17 protein-coding genes and 1 pseudogene are annotated in these 15,923 nt (G+C 60.2%); 15 read left to right on the top strand and 3 right to left on the bottom strand.

Annotated elements, in window-relative coordinates:
- A partial coding sequence (locus MESS2_RS05940; protein ID WP_040592263.1) for a PLP-dependent cysteine synthase family protein occupies positions 1–593 on the bottom strand: 593 nt, incomplete at its 3' end.
- A gap of 219 nt (positions 594–812) precedes the next feature.
- On the opposite strand from MESS2_RS05940, the gene MESS2_RS05935 reads away from it, so the two are divergent.
- From MESS2_RS05935 to MESS2_RS05920, 4 genes are all read left to right on the top strand, one after another.
- On the top strand, positions 813–2,852 hold the full coding sequence (locus MESS2_RS05935) for a transcriptional regulator, SARP family (protein WP_008873225.1): 2,040 nt from the start codon (positions 813–815) through the stop codon (positions 2,850–2,852).
- A gap of 161 nt (positions 2,853–3,013) precedes the next feature.
- Positions 3,014–3,754, top strand: coding sequence for a GntR family transcriptional regulator (locus tag MESS2_RS05930; RefSeq protein WP_008873223.1), 741 nt, complete (start codon positions 3,014–3,016; stop codon positions 3,752–3,754).
- A 131-nt stretch (positions 3,755–3,885) separates the two neighbouring features.
- The gene (locus MESS2_RS05925) at positions 3,886–5,127 is read left to right on the top strand and encodes a D-amino acid dehydrogenase (RefSeq protein ID WP_008873222.1); all 1,242 of its coding nucleotides are present in this window, start codon (positions 3,886–3,888) and stop codon (positions 5,125–5,127) included.
- An 11-nt stretch (positions 5,128–5,138) separates the two neighbouring features.
- Positions 5,139–5,939 carry a maleate cis-trans isomerase family protein gene (locus tag MESS2_RS05920; protein ID WP_008873221.1) on the top strand — a complete coding sequence of 267 codons (801 nt, stop codon included), beginning with the start codon at positions 5,139–5,141 and terminating at the stop codon, positions 5,937–5,939.
- Positions 5,940–6,163: 224 nt separating this feature from the next.
- Here the strand turns inward: MESS2_RS05920 and MESS2_RS05915 are convergent.
- Together MESS2_RS05915 and MESS2_RS05910 are read right to left on the bottom strand one after the other, a co-directional pair.
- Positions 6,164–6,925: pseudogene (locus MESS2_RS05915) on the bottom strand (bestrophin-like domain).
- A gap of 117 nt (positions 6,926–7,042) precedes the next feature.
- Positions 7,043–8,131, bottom strand: a complete 1,089-nt coding sequence (locus MESS2_RS05910; protein ID WP_008873217.1) for a transporter substrate-binding domain-containing protein — start codon at positions 8,129–8,131, stop codon at positions 7,043–7,045.
- A gap of 753 nt (positions 8,132–8,884) precedes the next feature.
- Here MESS2_RS05910 and MESS2_RS05905 point away from each other — a divergent pair.
- The 11 genes from MESS2_RS05905 to MESS2_RS05855 all read left to right on the top strand — a co-directional run bounded on the left by MESS2_RS05905 (position 8,885) and on the right by MESS2_RS05855 (position 15,687).
- The gene (locus tag MESS2_RS05905) at positions 8,885–9,130 is read left to right on the top strand and encodes a membrane protein (RefSeq protein ID WP_040592269.1); all 246 of its coding nucleotides are present in this window, start codon (positions 8,885–8,887) and stop codon (positions 9,128–9,130) included.
- A 23-nt stretch (positions 9,131–9,153) separates the two neighbouring features.
- Positions 9,154–9,501, top strand: a complete 348-nt coding sequence (locus MESS2_RS05900; RefSeq protein ID WP_008873214.1) for an EF-hand domain-containing protein — start codon at positions 9,154–9,156, stop codon at positions 9,499–9,501.
- Positions 9,502–9,638: 137 nt separating this feature from the next.
- Entirely contained in the window at positions 9,639–10,028 is a 390-nt protein-coding gene (locus MESS2_RS05895; protein WP_008873213.1) for a hypothetical protein, read from the top strand.
- Positions 10,029–10,061: 33 nt separating this feature from the next.
- Complete coding sequence (locus MESS2_RS05890) at positions 10,062–10,511, top strand: hypothetical protein (protein WP_008873212.1); 450 nt, start codon at positions 10,062–10,064, stop codon at positions 10,509–10,511.
- Between the two features lie 130 nt (positions 10,512–10,641).
- Entirely contained in the window at positions 10,642–11,091 is a 450-nt protein-coding gene (locus tag MESS2_RS05885; RefSeq protein WP_008873211.1) for a hypothetical protein, read from the top strand.
- A gap of 23 nt (positions 11,092–11,114) precedes the next feature.
- On the top strand, positions 11,115–11,279 hold the full coding sequence (locus MESS2_RS05880; protein WP_157357622.1) for a hypothetical protein: 165 nt from the start codon (positions 11,115–11,117) through the stop codon (positions 11,277–11,279).
- A gap of 97 nt (positions 11,280–11,376) precedes the next feature.
- On the top strand, positions 11,377–12,285 hold the full coding sequence (locus MESS2_RS30170; protein WP_008873209.1) for a PDZ domain-containing protein: 909 nt from the start codon (positions 11,377–11,379) through the stop codon (positions 12,283–12,285).
- 66 nt (positions 12,286–12,351) lie between these two features.
- Positions 12,352–12,741, top strand: coding sequence for a lysozyme inhibitor LprI family protein (locus MESS2_RS05870; protein WP_341872348.1), 390 nt, complete (start codon positions 12,352–12,354; stop codon positions 12,739–12,741).
- Between the two features lie 15 nt (positions 12,742–12,756).
- Positions 12,757–14,628, top strand: a complete 1,872-nt coding sequence (locus MESS2_RS05865; protein WP_008873207.1) for a M60 family metallopeptidase — start codon at positions 12,757–12,759, stop codon at positions 14,626–14,628.
- 88 nt (positions 14,629–14,716) lie between these two features.
- Positions 14,717–15,217, top strand: a complete 501-nt coding sequence (locus MESS2_RS05860; protein ID WP_008873205.1) for a hypothetical protein — start codon at positions 14,717–14,719, stop codon at positions 15,215–15,217.
- 98 nt (positions 15,218–15,315) lie between these two features.
- Complete coding sequence (locus MESS2_RS05855) at positions 15,316–15,687, top strand: DUF4087 domain-containing protein (RefSeq protein ID WP_008873204.1); 372 nt, start codon at positions 15,316–15,318, stop codon at positions 15,685–15,687.
- Positions 15,688–15,923 lie beyond the last annotated feature (236 nt).

Below are 15,923 nucleotides of genomic sequence, written 5' to 3'. Positions count from 1 at the left end.
ACGCCGACGATGGTGCCGCCGGTGCCATAGCCGGTGACGAAGCAGTCGAGCCGCGCGCCGGCGAAGTCGTTGATGATCTCGCGCGCCGTCGTCGCCTCGTGGATGGCGGCATTGGCCTTGGTCTCGAACTGGCGCGCCAGGAACCAGCCATTGGCTTCAGCCAGTTCCACCGCCTTCTTGTACATGCCGAAGCCTTTCTGGGCGCGCGGCGTCAGCACCACCTTGGCGCCCAGCATGCGCATCAGCTTGCGCCGCTCGACCGAGAAACTGTCGGCCATCGTCACCACCAGCGGATAGCCCTTCTGGGCGCAGACCATGGCCAGCCCGATGCCGGTGTTGCCGCTGGTCGCCTCGACGATGGTCTGCCCCGGCTTCAGCGCGCCGCTGCGCTCGCCTTCCTCGATGATGTTGAGGGCCAGCCGGTCCTTCACCGAGGCCGCCGGATTGAAGAATTCGGCCTTTACATAGATTGTCGCATGGGCCGGTCCGAGATTGTTGATCCGGATCACCGGCGTATCGCCGACCGTGTCGAGAATGCTGTCGAACAGGCGGCCGCGGCCGGCCGTGGTCCTGATTTTCTGCTGATGCAACATGTTGATCTCCTCGATCTGTCATTGTTCGTGGTCACGCGCCGGTTACAGACCGGCGGATTGGGCGGCGAGGTTTCGAGACCTTGCCGCGCTAAGGTAATTTAACGGCATATGCCGCAACGGGCGCGTCCGGCGTGGAAATTCGCCGCCGGTGCACCTTGTCGGGTTTGGTGATAGAACAGCGGCCGACTGGCCAGCGTGGGAGCAGGCGTGGAAATACACGTGGAATCCACTCGATCGAGCCTGGAGGACGGCACGGCAGGGCTTTGCGTGCGCCTGTTCGGGCCGCTGACCGTCGTTCGCGACGGCGCCACGGCGCAACTGCCGGCATCGCGCAAGCTGCGCGCTCTCTTCGCCTATCTGGCGCTCGCCCCACATCCCGTGAGCCGCAGCCGTCTGTGCGAGCTCTTGTGGGATGTGCCGAACGACCCGAGGGGCGAGCTCCGCTGGTGCCTGAGCAAGCTCAGAGGCATTCTCGACGACCCCGCCAGGGTCGAGACGTCTGGCGACACGGTCGCACTTGATCTCGGCGGCAGTTTCGTCGACGCGATCGATATTGCCTCGACCGCCGCGAAGGGCGTCGAGACACTCGATCTGGAGCGGCTGCAAGCCTTGTCCGAACTGTTTGTCGGCGATTTCCTCGAAGGACTGGAGATCGACCGCAGCCCGCATTTCATGAGTTGGGCGACCGCGCAGCGCCGCCGCTTCGGCTCATGCCATGCCGCCATCCTGGAGCGTCTCGTCAACAATCTCCCGCCGAATTCCGGGAGCGTGTCCGCCCATATCGAGAAGTGGCTTGCGCTGGCGCCCTTCGACGGGCGCGCCCATGTCGCGTTGCTGGAAAATCTGGCCCGGCGCGGCCAGATCGGCGCGTGCGAGGAGCATCTTGCCGCCGCGGCGCAACTGTTCCAGTCCGAGGACCTGGATTTCGCTCCGGTCCGCGACGCCTGGCGGGCGAACAAGGAACGGCCATCGGTAGCCACGCCATGCGCGCGCTCGATGGTTAGTTTGACGCCCCCGATCGCGCTCGCCGAACCCGATGCCGTCCCGCTGCGCCGGGCTTCGCTGGCGGTGATGCCGTTTGTCGAGGAAGCCGGCATTGGCGTTGTTCACGGCGCCCCCCGCGGCGGTGTTCGTGGCGGATTGGCCGACGGCTTCACTCACGACATCATCACCCGCCTGGCGAAACTCAGGGATTTCTTCGTCATCGCGCGCGGCTCGGTCTTCGCGCTGGCGGAAAAGAACATCGCGCCGGAGGATGCCGGCCGGCGGCTGAATGTCGACTATGTCGCCACCGGCACGGTGCGCAGCCAGCCGGGCCGCGTCGTCGTCAGCATCGAGCTTGTCGAGGTGCGCACCGCCAGGATCGTCTGGGCCGAGACGTTCGAGCGCCGGCCCGACGACATCTTCGCCGTGCTGGACGAGATCGGCAACGCCATCGTCTCGTCGATCTCGACCGAGATCGAGACGGTCGAGCGCAACCGCGCCATGCTGAAGGCGCCGAACTCATTGAACGCCTGGGAGGCCTACCATCGCGGCCTCTGGCATATGTACCGCTTCACCCGCACGGAAAACGAGCAGGCCCGGCACTTTTTCGACATGGCCTTGAAGCTCGATCCGACCTTCGCCCGCGCCTATGCCGGCCTGTCCTTCACCCATTGGCAGAATGCTTTCCAGCGCTGGGGCGACCGCGAGCAGGAAAGCGCGCTGGCCTTCGAGGCGGCCGGGCAAAGCCTTCTGGTCGACGATCACAATCCGGCCGCGCACTGGGCCATGGGCCGGGCGCTGTGGCTGCGAGGCGAGCAGGACGGTTCCCTCATCGAGCTGGAACGGGCCGTCGACCTCAGCCCGAACTTCGCGCTCGGCCACTACGCGCTCTCATTCGTGCACTCGCAGTCGGGCGACCCGAAATCCGCGATCGGCTCGTCAGACCATTCCAGGCATCTCAGCCCCTTCGATCCGCTGCTGTTCGGCATGCTCGGCTCCCGCGCCATTGCCCTTGCCCGCCTCGGCCAGTTCGACGAGGCGGCCGAATGGGCGCTGAAGGCGGCAGCCCGCCCCAACGCCCATGCCATCATCCTGGCCATCGCCGCGCACTGCCTGGCGCTGGCGGGGCGGCAGGACGAGGCCCAAAATTTCGCCGCCGCGCTGCGCAAGACGCTACCAAATTACCGCGCTGACGATTTCATCAACACCTTCCACTTCGATCCCGACGCCGAGGCGCTGTTCCGGCAAGGGGCCAGGCGGATTGGATTGGGGTGATCGATCGGCACGGGACGGTGCTTCAATAGGATCGGCATCATCGATATGTCTGTCCGCCCCGGTGAAGCAACTGAGTGCACTTTGCGATTCCAATATGTATCATGTAGGAGCCGGCCTCGCCGGGAAGCAAGGCGCGTGCTTGGACATGACATGAGGACAGGATGGCAAGCGACCCCCGGAATAACATCGCTAGCGGGGCAGAAATCGCAAAAAAGCGAGAGCGCACCGTGCGCGCCGCGGACAGCGTCGATCGGGTCTACGCGACGATCAAGGAATTCGCCATAGACTACCGGTTTCGGCCGGGCGAGAAGATCAACGAGGTCGAACTCGCGACTGAACTTGGCGTAAGTCGCACGCCGGTGCGCGCGGCTCTCAACAGATTGCAGCGCGACGGCTTCGTGGCATCCGTTCCGAACAAGGGGTTCTATGCCCGCGAACTCACGCCGGAAGCCGTGCGCGATCTCTACGAACTTCGCGCGGCGATCGAGCGGGCCGCATTCGTCCTGGCCTGTGAGCGGGCAACGGACACCGAGATTCAGGCGACGGTCGACGCATGGACAAAGCATAGCAGTCTGAAGGGTGAAGGGTCGTGGGCGAAGGTTGCCGTTGCCGATGAAAGTTTCCACATGGCCCTGACGCAATTGTCGAAGAATGCGCAGATGGTCAACGCGCTCGAGGGCCTATGCTCGCGGATTCGCTTTTTCCGGCGCATCGATCTGGAGTCCTTGCCGCGCCGCACCCACAGCTACCGGGAGCATGAAGCGATCATTGATGCCCTGCGCCGTCGCGATGCCGCGGGCGGGGCAGCCCTGGTCGAAAAGCACATCACGCTGAGTTCGGCGCATGCGATGGAGGTGGCGACACGCGGTCTCGCGCGGATCTTCTTTGGGACGGCGGCGTAAGAGGATAGCGAGGCGAGCCAAACGCCGCTCTTGGCGCTGTCCCGCCGGCGTCTGGCGAAGGGGCAGGGAGTCTCTTGCGGTTCGCAAATTACATTCTAATGTGTACTCACTTTGTGATTTCCGGAGGCGTCATGCGCATAGTGGTGCTGGGTGGCGGCGTCGTTGGTGTCACGACGGCCTATCAACTGCAAAACGATGGTCACGACGTCGCGCTCATTGAACGCAACAGCGAGGTTGCCGCCGAGACGAGTTGGGGCAATGCCGGCATGATCGCGCCAGGCCATTCCTTTGTCTGGTCGTCCCCCAAGGCGCCGATAACCTTGCTGAAATCGCTGGTGCTCAAGGATCAGGCGCTGCGCTTCAAGTTCTCGACGGATCCGCGGCTCTATACGTGGTCCTGGTTGTTTCTCATGGAATGCACGGCCGCCAAGGCGCGGCGCAACACGCTGCTCAAGCATCGCCTCGCCGCCTACTCGCAGGCCGTGCTGCGCGGGGTCGTTGCCGACGAGGAGATCGACTACGACCGCAACGACCGTGGCATCGTCTATTTCCACCGCAGCCAGCAGGCGCTCGACAACGGTGTCGAGCATATGAAGCTGCTGCAGTCGGATGGACAGGAGATCGAGGTCCTCGACCGAGACGCGATCGTCGCGCTCGATCCGTCTCTGGCGTCCGCCAAGGACAAGATTGCCGGCGGCATCTATTGCCCGACCGACGAGACCGGCGACCCGGCAAAGTTCACCAGAGCCCTCGCCGCCAGGATTGTCGCCCGGGGCGGCGCCATACACACAGGCACGACGATCACCGGCATCGAAACGACCGGCGACGCTGTCGCGCGGGTGCTCACCGACAAAGAGCCTTTCAGGGGCGATGCCTATGTGCTGGCGCTCGGGAGCCACAGTCCTGTTCTGGCAAGGAAGATCGGCATTCGGCTGCCGATCTACCCGGTCAAGGGCTATTCGCTGACGATCCCGATCGGCAATCGTCCGCTGCCGCCGACCATCGCCTCCGTCGACGAGCACAATCTGGTCGCCATCTCGCGCTTCGGCGACCGCATCCGCGTCACCGCAACGGCGGAGTTCGCCGGCTACGACACCAGCCATAAGCCTGCCGATTTCGCTTTCATGAAAGGCGTTACGGAGGAGCTCTACCCCCAAGGAGCCGACTACGACCGCGTCGAAATGTGGGCGGGTCTGAGGCCGATGACGCCGAACAATCTTCCCGCCTTCGGCGGCCGCCGCTTGCGCAACCTCTTCCTCAACACCGGGCATGGCCACATCGGTTGGACCATGTCGCACGGGTCGGCGCGGATCACCGCCGATCTGATCGCCGGCCGGACGCCGGCCATTCCAATGGATGGTCTTTTGAACTGAAAGGGAACGCCATGTCTCTCAACCTTGCCGCCCTTCGGTCTTCCGGACCCGTCGATCTCGGCGTGCTGCCCTCGGAACTCGACGGCGGTCTGGCGTCACGCGCGGCGATCGGCCTTGTGGTGCTGGCCACGGATCAGACCCTGGAGTATGAATTCCGTGCGCTCGTGCGCCAGCCCGGCGTCGCCTTCTACGAGGCCCGCATCTTCAGCGACAACGACATAACGACTGACACCTTGCGCGCCATCGGTCCCAGGATCGCGCCGGCCGTCGACCTCATCTTGCCGAGCATTCCCCTGGACGTCGTTGCCTTCGGCTGTACCTCGGCGACGATGACGCTCGGCGAAGAAGCGGTTTTCGCGCAGATCAGGAAGGCACGGCCAAATGTCGCCTGCACCACACCGGTCACCGCCGCGCTCGCGGCGTTCAAGGCTCTCGACGTCAAAGGCATCGGCCTGCTGACGCCCTACACGCCGCAGATCAATGAAAACCTCGTTGCCTATTTCAGCGGGCGCGGCGTCGACATATCGGCCGTCGCGACCTTCGACCGGCGCGACGATCGCGACGCCGCCCGCATCTCGGTCGCATCAATCGAAGCCGCGGCCGAGCAAATGGCTGCCGCGCCGGGGGTGGATGCGATCTTCATATCATGCACCAGCCTCCGCATCGCGGAAGCGGCAGCAAGGCTCGAACAGCGCATCGGCGTGCCGGTCACCTCCAGCAACCACGCCATGGCCTGGCATTGCCTGCGGCTCGCCGGGATCAATGACGTCGTGCCCGCCGGAAAGCTTTTTGGATTGCCAGCAACTGACTGACGATCGCCTTGCACCGGCGGTGTGGCTTGACGAGGCATTTTTCCGTCGCCTTGCACAAGACGCTGCTGGCTTACTCAGCCGACGATTTCGTCGGCACCTTTCGTTTCGAACCGACGCCCGAGGCGCTGTTCCGGGAGGGGGCGAAAAGGATAAGGTTGGGTGAGCGGCGGGTCGCTGTGCTTGACCGGGTCGTTGTCCGGCCGGGAAATCACTCGAGGATGCTACTACCGTCCTATGCGCTGAAGCGCATCACGCAGCGGGCCATCCGAAACGTGGATGAATCCAAGGTAAGGATGGGACATATCGACGATCAGGAAAACCGCTCCGGCAACCGACAGTGCGCAAACAAGCAGCGTGCAGATGACCGTCGTGTTGACCGGCGCCAACAGACCGAAGGTGAAGAAGAGCAAGCCCAGCCAGAAGACCAGAATCGCAAGAAATGGCCATGGCAGCCCTTCGCCGCGTGTTTCGATCAACAGCCAATGGGCCTCGGCAATCTACCCGCTGACCTGGATGGCTCGCGCCTGCAGCGACCGTTGAGCATCGGTCAGCGGATGCAGATCCCGCAGTTCGTCTTGCACGGGCTCGACGCCTGCTTCATCGCTCGCGGAACTGCCCAACTGGTCAGCATCGTTCAGATCGCCCCAGACATCGCGCAACCGGACCTCGACCATCCTTCTAAGGAGCCCGCGTGCCTCTTCAGTCTCCGGGCCGTAATGCGCCATGACCCGATCAAGCAGGACGAGGCGGGCAACGGACGTCCTCAACTCCGTTTCGGCGCTGTCATGGCTGGCATTGGCGGAGGCGATCAGGAGCCCGAGTGCGAGTGCCGACAAGGTTCCGACCACCGCCGTTGCCAGCTTGATCACATCCTTGGAGTCGGCGCTCAGATGGTGGTCAGGCAGATAGGCACGCAACAGCATCCCGATCGACGCCGTACCGGAGAGGCAGAGGAATACGACCCCTCCGAGCAAGATAGCTTTCATGGATTGCCGCCCTATTGTTTCGCGACATTATCCATTCGGCGGCAGAAAAGCGACATGCTGCTTGACGCTGGCGGGCGGTGATAAACGATCCCCAGGCCGACGGAAGCAGTCCTGCCATCAGTGAGGCGCTCCAAAATATTTGGTCCGCAGCTCCTCGATTTCACCCGCGTCGCGGGCGCCGAGCAATTCTATGGTCAGTGGACGGGTCAAGACGCTCTGGCGCGGCAGCGCGAAGCCATATTTGTCCGGTTCGAACAGGCGCCCGACCACTTTCACCGGCAGATTGGCATGCATGTAGGCATAGTATTCGAGAACCGGCGCGTCGGCGACGATTGCCGCCACTTCGCCATTCACCAAGCCGTCGACGGCACCATCCAGACCGAGATAGGTCTGCGTCCGTAGTCCCTGCTCCTGCGCGAAATCCTCTTCGACCGTTCCCGTCAGCACGCCGACCGTCCTGTCGGCGAGATCGGAGATGCCGTTGATCTGGTTGGTGAGCGAAAGTGTCGTCATCACGCTCGTGACCGACGAAGTGACATAGGCGAGCACGGCGATACCGCAAACCAACCACAGACCTTGCCAAATGCGTCCAATCCAGCCGAAGAGGTTCTTTCGCGACGGCGGCTTGCCGGACGTCGCGACCGACATCACCGTATAGAAGCTCTCGGCGATGCCGTCGCGCCACCGCTTGGGGAAAGCCTTGTCAAACTGGCGATCGAAGAAGGTGAGCAGGACCGTGGCAGCGACAATGATCAGCGCGATCCAGGCATAGGCTGTCAGGAAGCCGGCATCGCTAAGACCCGCAATCAGATTGCTGAAGCCCTTTCCCTGATCCGTGCCGGTCATGATCCTCATGCCGCCGTCGAACCAGGGTTGGGTGAAATCGATCCGTTCGGCCCGCGACTGATTTATGGTGAGATTGGTGACTGCCACGTCGATTTTGCCGGAAGCGGTCGCCTCAACGAGATCATGCAGTGTCCGGAATTCAACGTAGTGGTACTGGCGGCCCAGTTTCGAAGCGAGATCCTCCCAAAGATCTACGGCCATGCCGGTGAACCGTCCGTTACCTTTCATGACGAAGGGGGGATTGACGAAGAGGCCGACGTTCAGCGGCGCGGAAGATTGTTGAGCCTGGGCGGCGCCTTGTGGCCAAAACAGCGTCAGCAGCAGAATGAAGGAGGAGGCCAGCCTGCACCATATCCGCATGACGATCCCTTCCTTGTTGTCAACTCAGTCCAGTCGGGGACGACCACAGGGAATTCGCGAGAACCGAAGCATTGGAAAACCGCTGACCAGCTCTCGCGGGATTGTCGAAAGATAGAATTAGACGGCGCGATTGCCCTTCATGCAGCACGCCGCAGCATTGAAAAAACCGAATGAGTGAGCGGCGTTTCTTTTGACCTGCGCAACGCATTGACTGGGTTCGAAAAAAATACCAACAATAAATCGGGATGAAGTCGATTATATAAGGAGCCATTTCGTTGCATCTTTTTTTGGAGCTGATGTAAAGCAATAATAATATTATAATTGGCTTATTAATAGATGCGATCAAAAGAATAAAACAGATTTTTCGTTCTGGAATCTTGCTGTCAGTCAAATTTCAGGATCTGCTAAGATAGCCGGCATACGTTGCTAATTATTAAGCATTTGCAAGGTTCAACTCGCGAAATCGTGATTTTTTCTTGCCATAGCCCAGCTTCGGATGCAACTTTTTTGGCAACACATCCACGTCAGCGGATTGTTGGCATGCTTGGGCGGATGGGGCGCTAGGCATGGAGAGGAAAATTGACATTTGTTAATGCGGCCCCCGCGGGGAGCGTTCCCATCGACGAAAGAGATTACGACAGCCCGGCGGCCAAGTCGCCGAATGCGCGGGCCATGGCCTGGCTCATTCGATGGCCGGCAAAACTCTGTCCTGCTCGGATTGGCGCCATTCAGCAATCAGATCGGCAAAGAGCCATCAGAAAATCGGCCTTGGCAATCGTGCTCGCAAGCACTTTCGCGCTTACGGCGTGCCAGTCGTCATCCAACCCGGAAGTTCAGGCGCGCAACAGTGAGTTCGGCTGCATCGCAGGTACGGTCGGTGGTGCGATCGTGGGCGGTTTGATCGGCAGCACCATTGGTGGCGGAACCGGACGTGTGATCGGTTCAGCGATTGGCATCGGCGGTGGCGGCTACCTCGGCAATCGTCTTGCCTGCGGCTGAGACGAGAAGAAAGGGACAAGACAATGAAATCCATAATCGCAACGACAGCTTCCTTGCTCCTGTTTTGCACCGGCGCGGCAACGGCGCAGCAGTCCATGTACGAGGGCCAGCAAGACCAACTTGATACCGATGACAGCGGCAAGGTGAACCAGCAGGAGTATCAGGCCTTCATGACCCAGGCCTTTGGAAAGCTGGACGCTGACAATAATGGCGCTCTCAGCCAAGCTGAAACCACTGACGTCCTGAAGGCCGATCAATTCGCAGCGACCGATGCGAACGGGGACGGCCGTGTCAGTCGGGACGAATTCATGAACCGGGTCATGAAAGACTTCGCGGCCGCCGACAAGAGCGGGGACCGCAGCCTGCAATAGCTCTCGGAGGAGGGACAAACAAACATACCGGATTTGGCAACACTTGTTGGTGTTTTGATCGCCGGAAGTTCGGGGCGCCATCGACTCTGGATCTGACGGGAACCTTTATCGCCGCCAGCCAGCCAGGAGAATGAACCATGAAAGTCGTACTTTATGCAATCATCGCCACTGCCTTGCTGGCGATCGTCGGTTGTACCACCGACGACTACAATGGCTGTCGCGGAAAGGGCTGCCTGGTTGATCGACCCCACAAAGCGAGCCGAAAGATCGATGACCGGCCGCAGTACGACAGGAACGGCAATCCCAACTTCGATGCGCGCGGCCGCTACATCGGCTGCCATGGGCTCGGATGCAAAGTCGACGATCCCGACGATGACGATCAAACCGTCGACGACCGGCCGCAGTACGACAAACAAGGCAATCCCAACTTCGATACGCAAGGCAACTATCAAGGCTGCAACGGCATCGGCTGTGAGGTCGATACGCCGGCCGATGACAGTTCATCGGACGATGACGATTCCGATTGATGGACCCCGCGGCAAACGAGGAGGAAGCCAATCATGTCTGAATTCAGCGATCATATCCGGCGACGTGCCAAAATCGTTGTGATCGGCCTCACGGGGCTGGGCCTCACGGGGCTGGGAACGACGCTGCCCTCCGCTTTCGCTGCGAATAGCGCCTGCGACGGCATAAAGGTCGACGTGACGAAGGCGCGCAAGCTGGAATATGCCCCCCTCGTCGCTTCGGCATTGAACAACAAGGTCAAGCCCGCTCGGGTGAAGTTCATCACGATCATGGAGAACGGCAGTTGGAGCGCCGCTTACGTCTCCACGCCCGTGAGCGACGACGGCGTGATGTTCTTCCAGACGGTCGACGGAAAGAAGCAGTTTCGCGACGTGTGGGGCGGCTATGCCGACCCGTCGGAAAAACCTGAACTGGTATCCTGGGCAAAGAAGCTCGGAGCGCCGCAAGACCTGGCAAAGTGTTTTGCCGACGAAGTTACGGAATGACGGTGATGATCGCTGGCGATCGCCGCGGTGGCGCCAGCATGGCAGAAGGCATCGAACAGGCATGGATCGGCAGAAACTGATCAAGGACGGCACGACCGCCAAGGGTTCACACAATGAGGAGATTCGAACAATGGCCAGAAGACGCGCTTTTCTCTTTGCGCTGGGGCTGATCTCGGCAATCGGTGCCGGGTCAGCGTCCGCGCAATCGGCTGCGGAGGTGAACGGCAATTTGGACACGCTGTTTGGAAATCACGCGCCGTACCAGACCTTCTTCGACAAGTTGAAAAAAGCGGTCGGTTCCGATGACAAGGCGACCGTTGCCGCATTGGTCGCCTACCCGTTCCAGGCCCGCATCAAGGGCAAGGCCCTGAAGATCAAGGATCAGAAGCAGTTCCTGACCGACTACGACCAGATTATCACGCAGAAGGTTAAGGGTGCAGTGGCCAAGCAAACCTATGCGACGCTCTTTGCCAACTGGCAGGGCGTCTCCATCGGCGATGGAGAAATCTGGTTCAGCGGCGTTTGCAGCAACATAGCGTGCGAACAGCAGACGGTCAGGATCACCGCCATTAACGACTGATGTCGATAGAGGAAGGAAGGCCGGTGTTGATCTCCCGCGGCAGAGTTCAGCCATTCGCGGCGATCAGAAAAGTGGGGCTCGATCTCAACATGACCGAGACCGCAGCCTTGAGCGCCTCCTGTTGGGGCCAGTTCGTTTCGGGCGTCCAGGAGAACGGCTTCAACGCAAAGCTCAACGTCCTGTTCTAGCCATCGGGCGCCCACGGAAGGATTTGGAAAAATGCGCGCTGTTCGGAAGTCTAGACTGTTGATTCAGTTCGCTCGTGCGTTGGCAACTTCAGTGAAAATGACGGCTGTCGTCAGCGTAGCCGTCCCGCAAACGATCAATATTGCCTATGCCGACAAGTATGATCTCCCGAAACCCTATGTCTCCCGGGCTCTTGATGCGGTTCTGATACCGATCGATCATGCCTCTCGGCACCGCTACCAGATCCCGCCCAAACTTCGCGGGGTGTATGTCCTGGCTGTTTCACCGCATGGCGTCGCCGCGCGGCAGGGCATCCGACCGGGTGACGTGCTTGCCACCGTGCGGCATCAACCGATTTCGACGCCCTCCGATGTCGACAGGCTCGTTTGGGCCGCTCTTGCCGTGAGCGCCACCAGTTTCCTGTTTGGCGTGAACCGCGGGACAGAAGTCGCGGATGTCGTCGAGGTCAACACCAACATCACCGTCAACAACTTCAACACCAACGTCTCGGTCAACAATATCTCGCAATGGACGAGCGTCGACAATCGAGGGGAGTGGACGCAGATCGTCGATCAGTATGACGACGAGATGGAGACAAGCCTCAACGACACGAGCTATCGCGAAGACGACTCGCAGCCCAGCGACACCAGTCCGGACGTAACTCCTCCCGATTCTGATGACGATTCCGACGACAACAACCCGGACACCGATGGCGATAGCTCGGACGACAGCACCGACGACGACAATACCAATGATCAGGACGATTCGGGCGATCAGAATGACAATGATGGTGATGACGACAACAACGCCGACGATGATAGCTCGGATGACAATACCGACGACAATAATTCCGATGATCAGGGCGATTCGACCGATCAGAACGACGATGAAGATTCAACGGGCGATGACCAAGACAGCACCGACACCGACGACGACACCACGAATGACGATGCGTCGGATGACAGTAGCGACGACGCTGACGGATCGGACGATGACGATGCCAACTAGCCGCCGACCGTGCCGGTAGCTCTAAATGGAGGACAATCGATGAAACCCGCAGTACTGACTGCTGCCGTGGTTCTGGCCACGCCGACTTTCGCCTTTGCCCAGGACAAGTGCTACGCCGCCGCCAAGGATCAGGCCTCCCTGAACGCGTGCGCCGATGCCGCGTTCAAGAAATCCGACAAGAAGCTCAACGAGCTTTACCAACAGATCGAAGCCCGCCTGAAGGGCGACGCGGATACCAGGAAGCTTCTCGTCCAGGCGCAGCGCGATTGGGACAAGTTTCGCGATGCGGAGTGCCGTTTCCAGACTGCGGGAGCGGCTGGAGGCAGCGTGATGCCAATGCTCGCCGCGCAGTGCATGGACAGCCTGGCGCAATCCCGGGTCAAAGCCTTCGAGGGTTATCTGAAATGCGGCAAGCAGGGCGATCCGATGAGTTGTCCCGTTCCGGCCGCGAATTGACACGTCGGTGCCGGGATGAAGACCTTCATCGTATCTGCAGCGCACTTGATAGCCGGGCTCTTGCTGGCGGCAATCGTTACGGCCGCTGATGCCGCTGAGATCCCCGAAGGGGACTATTACATCGTCGCGAAGCATTCCTACAAAGCGCTCACCGCCTTTGAAGGCAAGCATGGCGAGATCGTGCTTGGTCAGTCGGCTCGCAAATCCAAGGATGGTCCCGCGCAGCTGTGGACCATCACCAGGGCGACCGGAGAAACGAACGACGCAACCTATCAGATCCGGTCTCGACGATACGGAACGTATCTTGCTGGGGGCGACGAAGACGAAAACGGCAATACGCGTGTCGTCCTCGAGGACGAACAGTCCGCTGGAGGGTGGCGTTTCAAGCCGCATCTGAACAGCTATGGCATCGAGCTGGATGACAGCGGCACGACGCTCAACGTGAGGGCCAATGAACGTGCGGACGACGCTCAGATCATCGTCTATGACGCCAGCCTGGACGATAATGCCCAGTGGTTGCTTTATCCGGCCGGCAATGGCGACCGACCGGCAGCGGCGTCGGCGGCTGTGTCGGAATTCGACAATCTGAACAAACGCTATCGCCTCGCTCCGATGCCTGCAGCCGCACCCGAGGCCAATAGGCTGAGACGCACGAAGCTGATGGACGATCAGCCAAGCGGTGTGTTCGTGAAAAAGGGAGAGGCAGTATCGGTTACGGCCGAAGGCCTGCCGCGCTCCCCGGACGGTCTGACGATCATGATCGGCCCGATGAACAGCTTCTACGACGAAAGACCCCAGGATGACCCGCAATTGGTCATTGCCAAGCAAGGGCGCACCGATTTCACGGCGAAGCGTGACGGGCTGATCTATTTCCGCTACGTCGACAGCGGCTTCAATGCGGCTCTGCCCCCGATCGATGTGGTCATCGTGCGCGGCGGCAGTTCGATCCCCCTCTACGTCAAGGGAAAAACAAGCTTCGAAGACTGGCGTAAAATGCTCACCGACATGCCCGGTGCGCCATTCGTCGAGATGATAAGCGAGCGTGTTGCCATTACCGCGACCCGCAAAGTCTATATGAGGGCGCCTCAGGACGACCCTGTGGAAATTCTTGACACAATCGAGCAAATTCTAGGCTGGTACGATGCGCTATCCGGTCTCGACGGTTCCTCCAGACTTCATCGGCCGTCCCGTTTGCGCATGCACTATCAGCAGGACACGGTGACACCGGCGAAGGTCTTCGACGACGGCGTATACATGTACGCAGGCAACTATTTTATGGGTGTCCCCGGCAGCAACATGGGTGATTTGCTGGACGTGAATAAGCTGCGGCAAGCGTGGTCGATCTGGCATGAAACCGGCCATATGTACCAGCAGGAGGATTGGACCTGGGGCGAGATCGTAGAAACTACGGTCAATATCTATTCGCTCAATGCCCAGGCACATTTTGACCATCCGTCCCGCCTGAAAGAGCGCGATGACTCTACCGGCAAGACGCCGCTGGATCTGGCGGCGCGATATCTGGCGCGGAAGACGCGCGATTTCGACAATGAAAAACAGATGCGTGCCATCGCGGATGACGACGACGAGCTTTGGGTGCGGCTGGTCATGTTCGATCAATTGCGCCGGGGTCTCGGCGAGGACTTCTATCCGAAGCTTCACCGATATTATCGCGAGCATCCACTGGATGATGCCAATAAGCAGGATACGGTCAAGGTACAAACCTTTATCCTGCGTGCCAGCACGGTCGCAAATCAGGACCTGACCCGGTTCTTTTCCGATTGGGGGCTGCACATCGAGCAGGAAACCGCCGACAGATTGAAGCGTTTGAATCTGCCTCCAGCAGATCCTCAACTGTCGCGCGTTGGTCTGAATGTCGCTTCACGGTGAAGCCGGCGGCGAGCGTGATGTCGGCGCCAGACACCAAAGGATGCCAGGAGCATCGTCATTGGCGTGAGGGGCTTAAAGGAGGTGGATTGTGAAACGCTATGGATCACTGCCCGCATTGACGATTGCGGCATCTGTGCTGTTGGCATGTGCTGTATCGGCGACAGCCCAGAGCGACATGGGCTTCGACATCAACGTCACGCTTTCCAAAAAGGCAGCCGCCAGGCTCGCGGCTAAAAAGGAAGGGATCGTTGTCTTCGCTTCCTACTACGGCGACCCAAAGCGTAACGCCGAGAAGCACGCCAACGAGATCGGCCAGATCAGTCTTGAGCAGAAAGACGAGCAGGTGGAGATACCGGGCACAGGTGGCCATGCCCACATCAGCGGCGCAAAGGTCGACACCAAGCGTCTCGACTGGCTTGCCGGCCCAACCAAGGTCAACGTTAATATTGCGTCGGCGCGCAAGAGCAGTTCGGACAACCTGCTCAACTGCGATTTCATCGACGGTCCACTAAGCGACGTCCAAAAGGAGCCAGTGACGCTTCATTGCGGATTGATCGAAGAAAATGTGGACACGAAGTTGAAGCCATAAGGCTTACAGAAGTCATGTCGCCTCGTTACCGGCTTCGGCATGGAATTATCGACGGCATGACCTGCTCTGTGCGCCTACGTCAGGAGGAGAAGATTTTCATGCGTCTGCTGGCCGCTATCTGTTTCTGCCTGGCCATCGTGTCCTCGCCCGCGGCCGCCGATGCCGAGCGCCGTTGTGGCTGGTACTCCAGCCCGACACCCGGCAACCTCATCCTGACCGACGGTGACGGGGATTGGTGGATCCAGATGCAGGGACGCCCGGATCCCAAAGGTATCGACAATGTGCCGGCCTTTGACGACCGACAATTCGTCGAGACCAATGTGCCTGGTTCGGGCCACGGCTACGGGTGCGCGTGCATGACCGTCGTGACCAACGCCAAGCAACAGAAGATCACCAGGGTGATCTCGGGCAAAATCCTTCCGCTGGTGCGCTGTCGCAAGGACACGTCGCTGCCTGACCCGGATGGATAAGCAGGATCGAACAGTCAGGTTCGTCAATCTTCAGGGCAAGGTTCGCCAAGCCCCGGACGAAGGCTGCTCAGACCAGGGCCGGCATCGACAGCTCGATGAATTTCAAACGTATCAGGCACGCGCGGAACGCGATCCAGTCTTCACGATTATATTAGGTGACGGAAATGTACGTGACATAATTTGTTGGGAACATGTCTGGCGGGTTTCATCGCGAGGAGGCGACGGGCGTGGACAAC

The sequence above is a fragment of the Mesorhizobium metallidurans STM 2683 genome, assembly GCF_000350085.1.
GTDB classification, from domain to species: Bacteria; Pseudomonadota; Alphaproteobacteria; order Rhizobiales; family Rhizobiaceae; genus Mesorhizobium; species Mesorhizobium metallidurans.
Note: the sequence above shows the minus strand (reverse complement) of the source record. Positions and strands in the feature narration are given on the sequence as shown.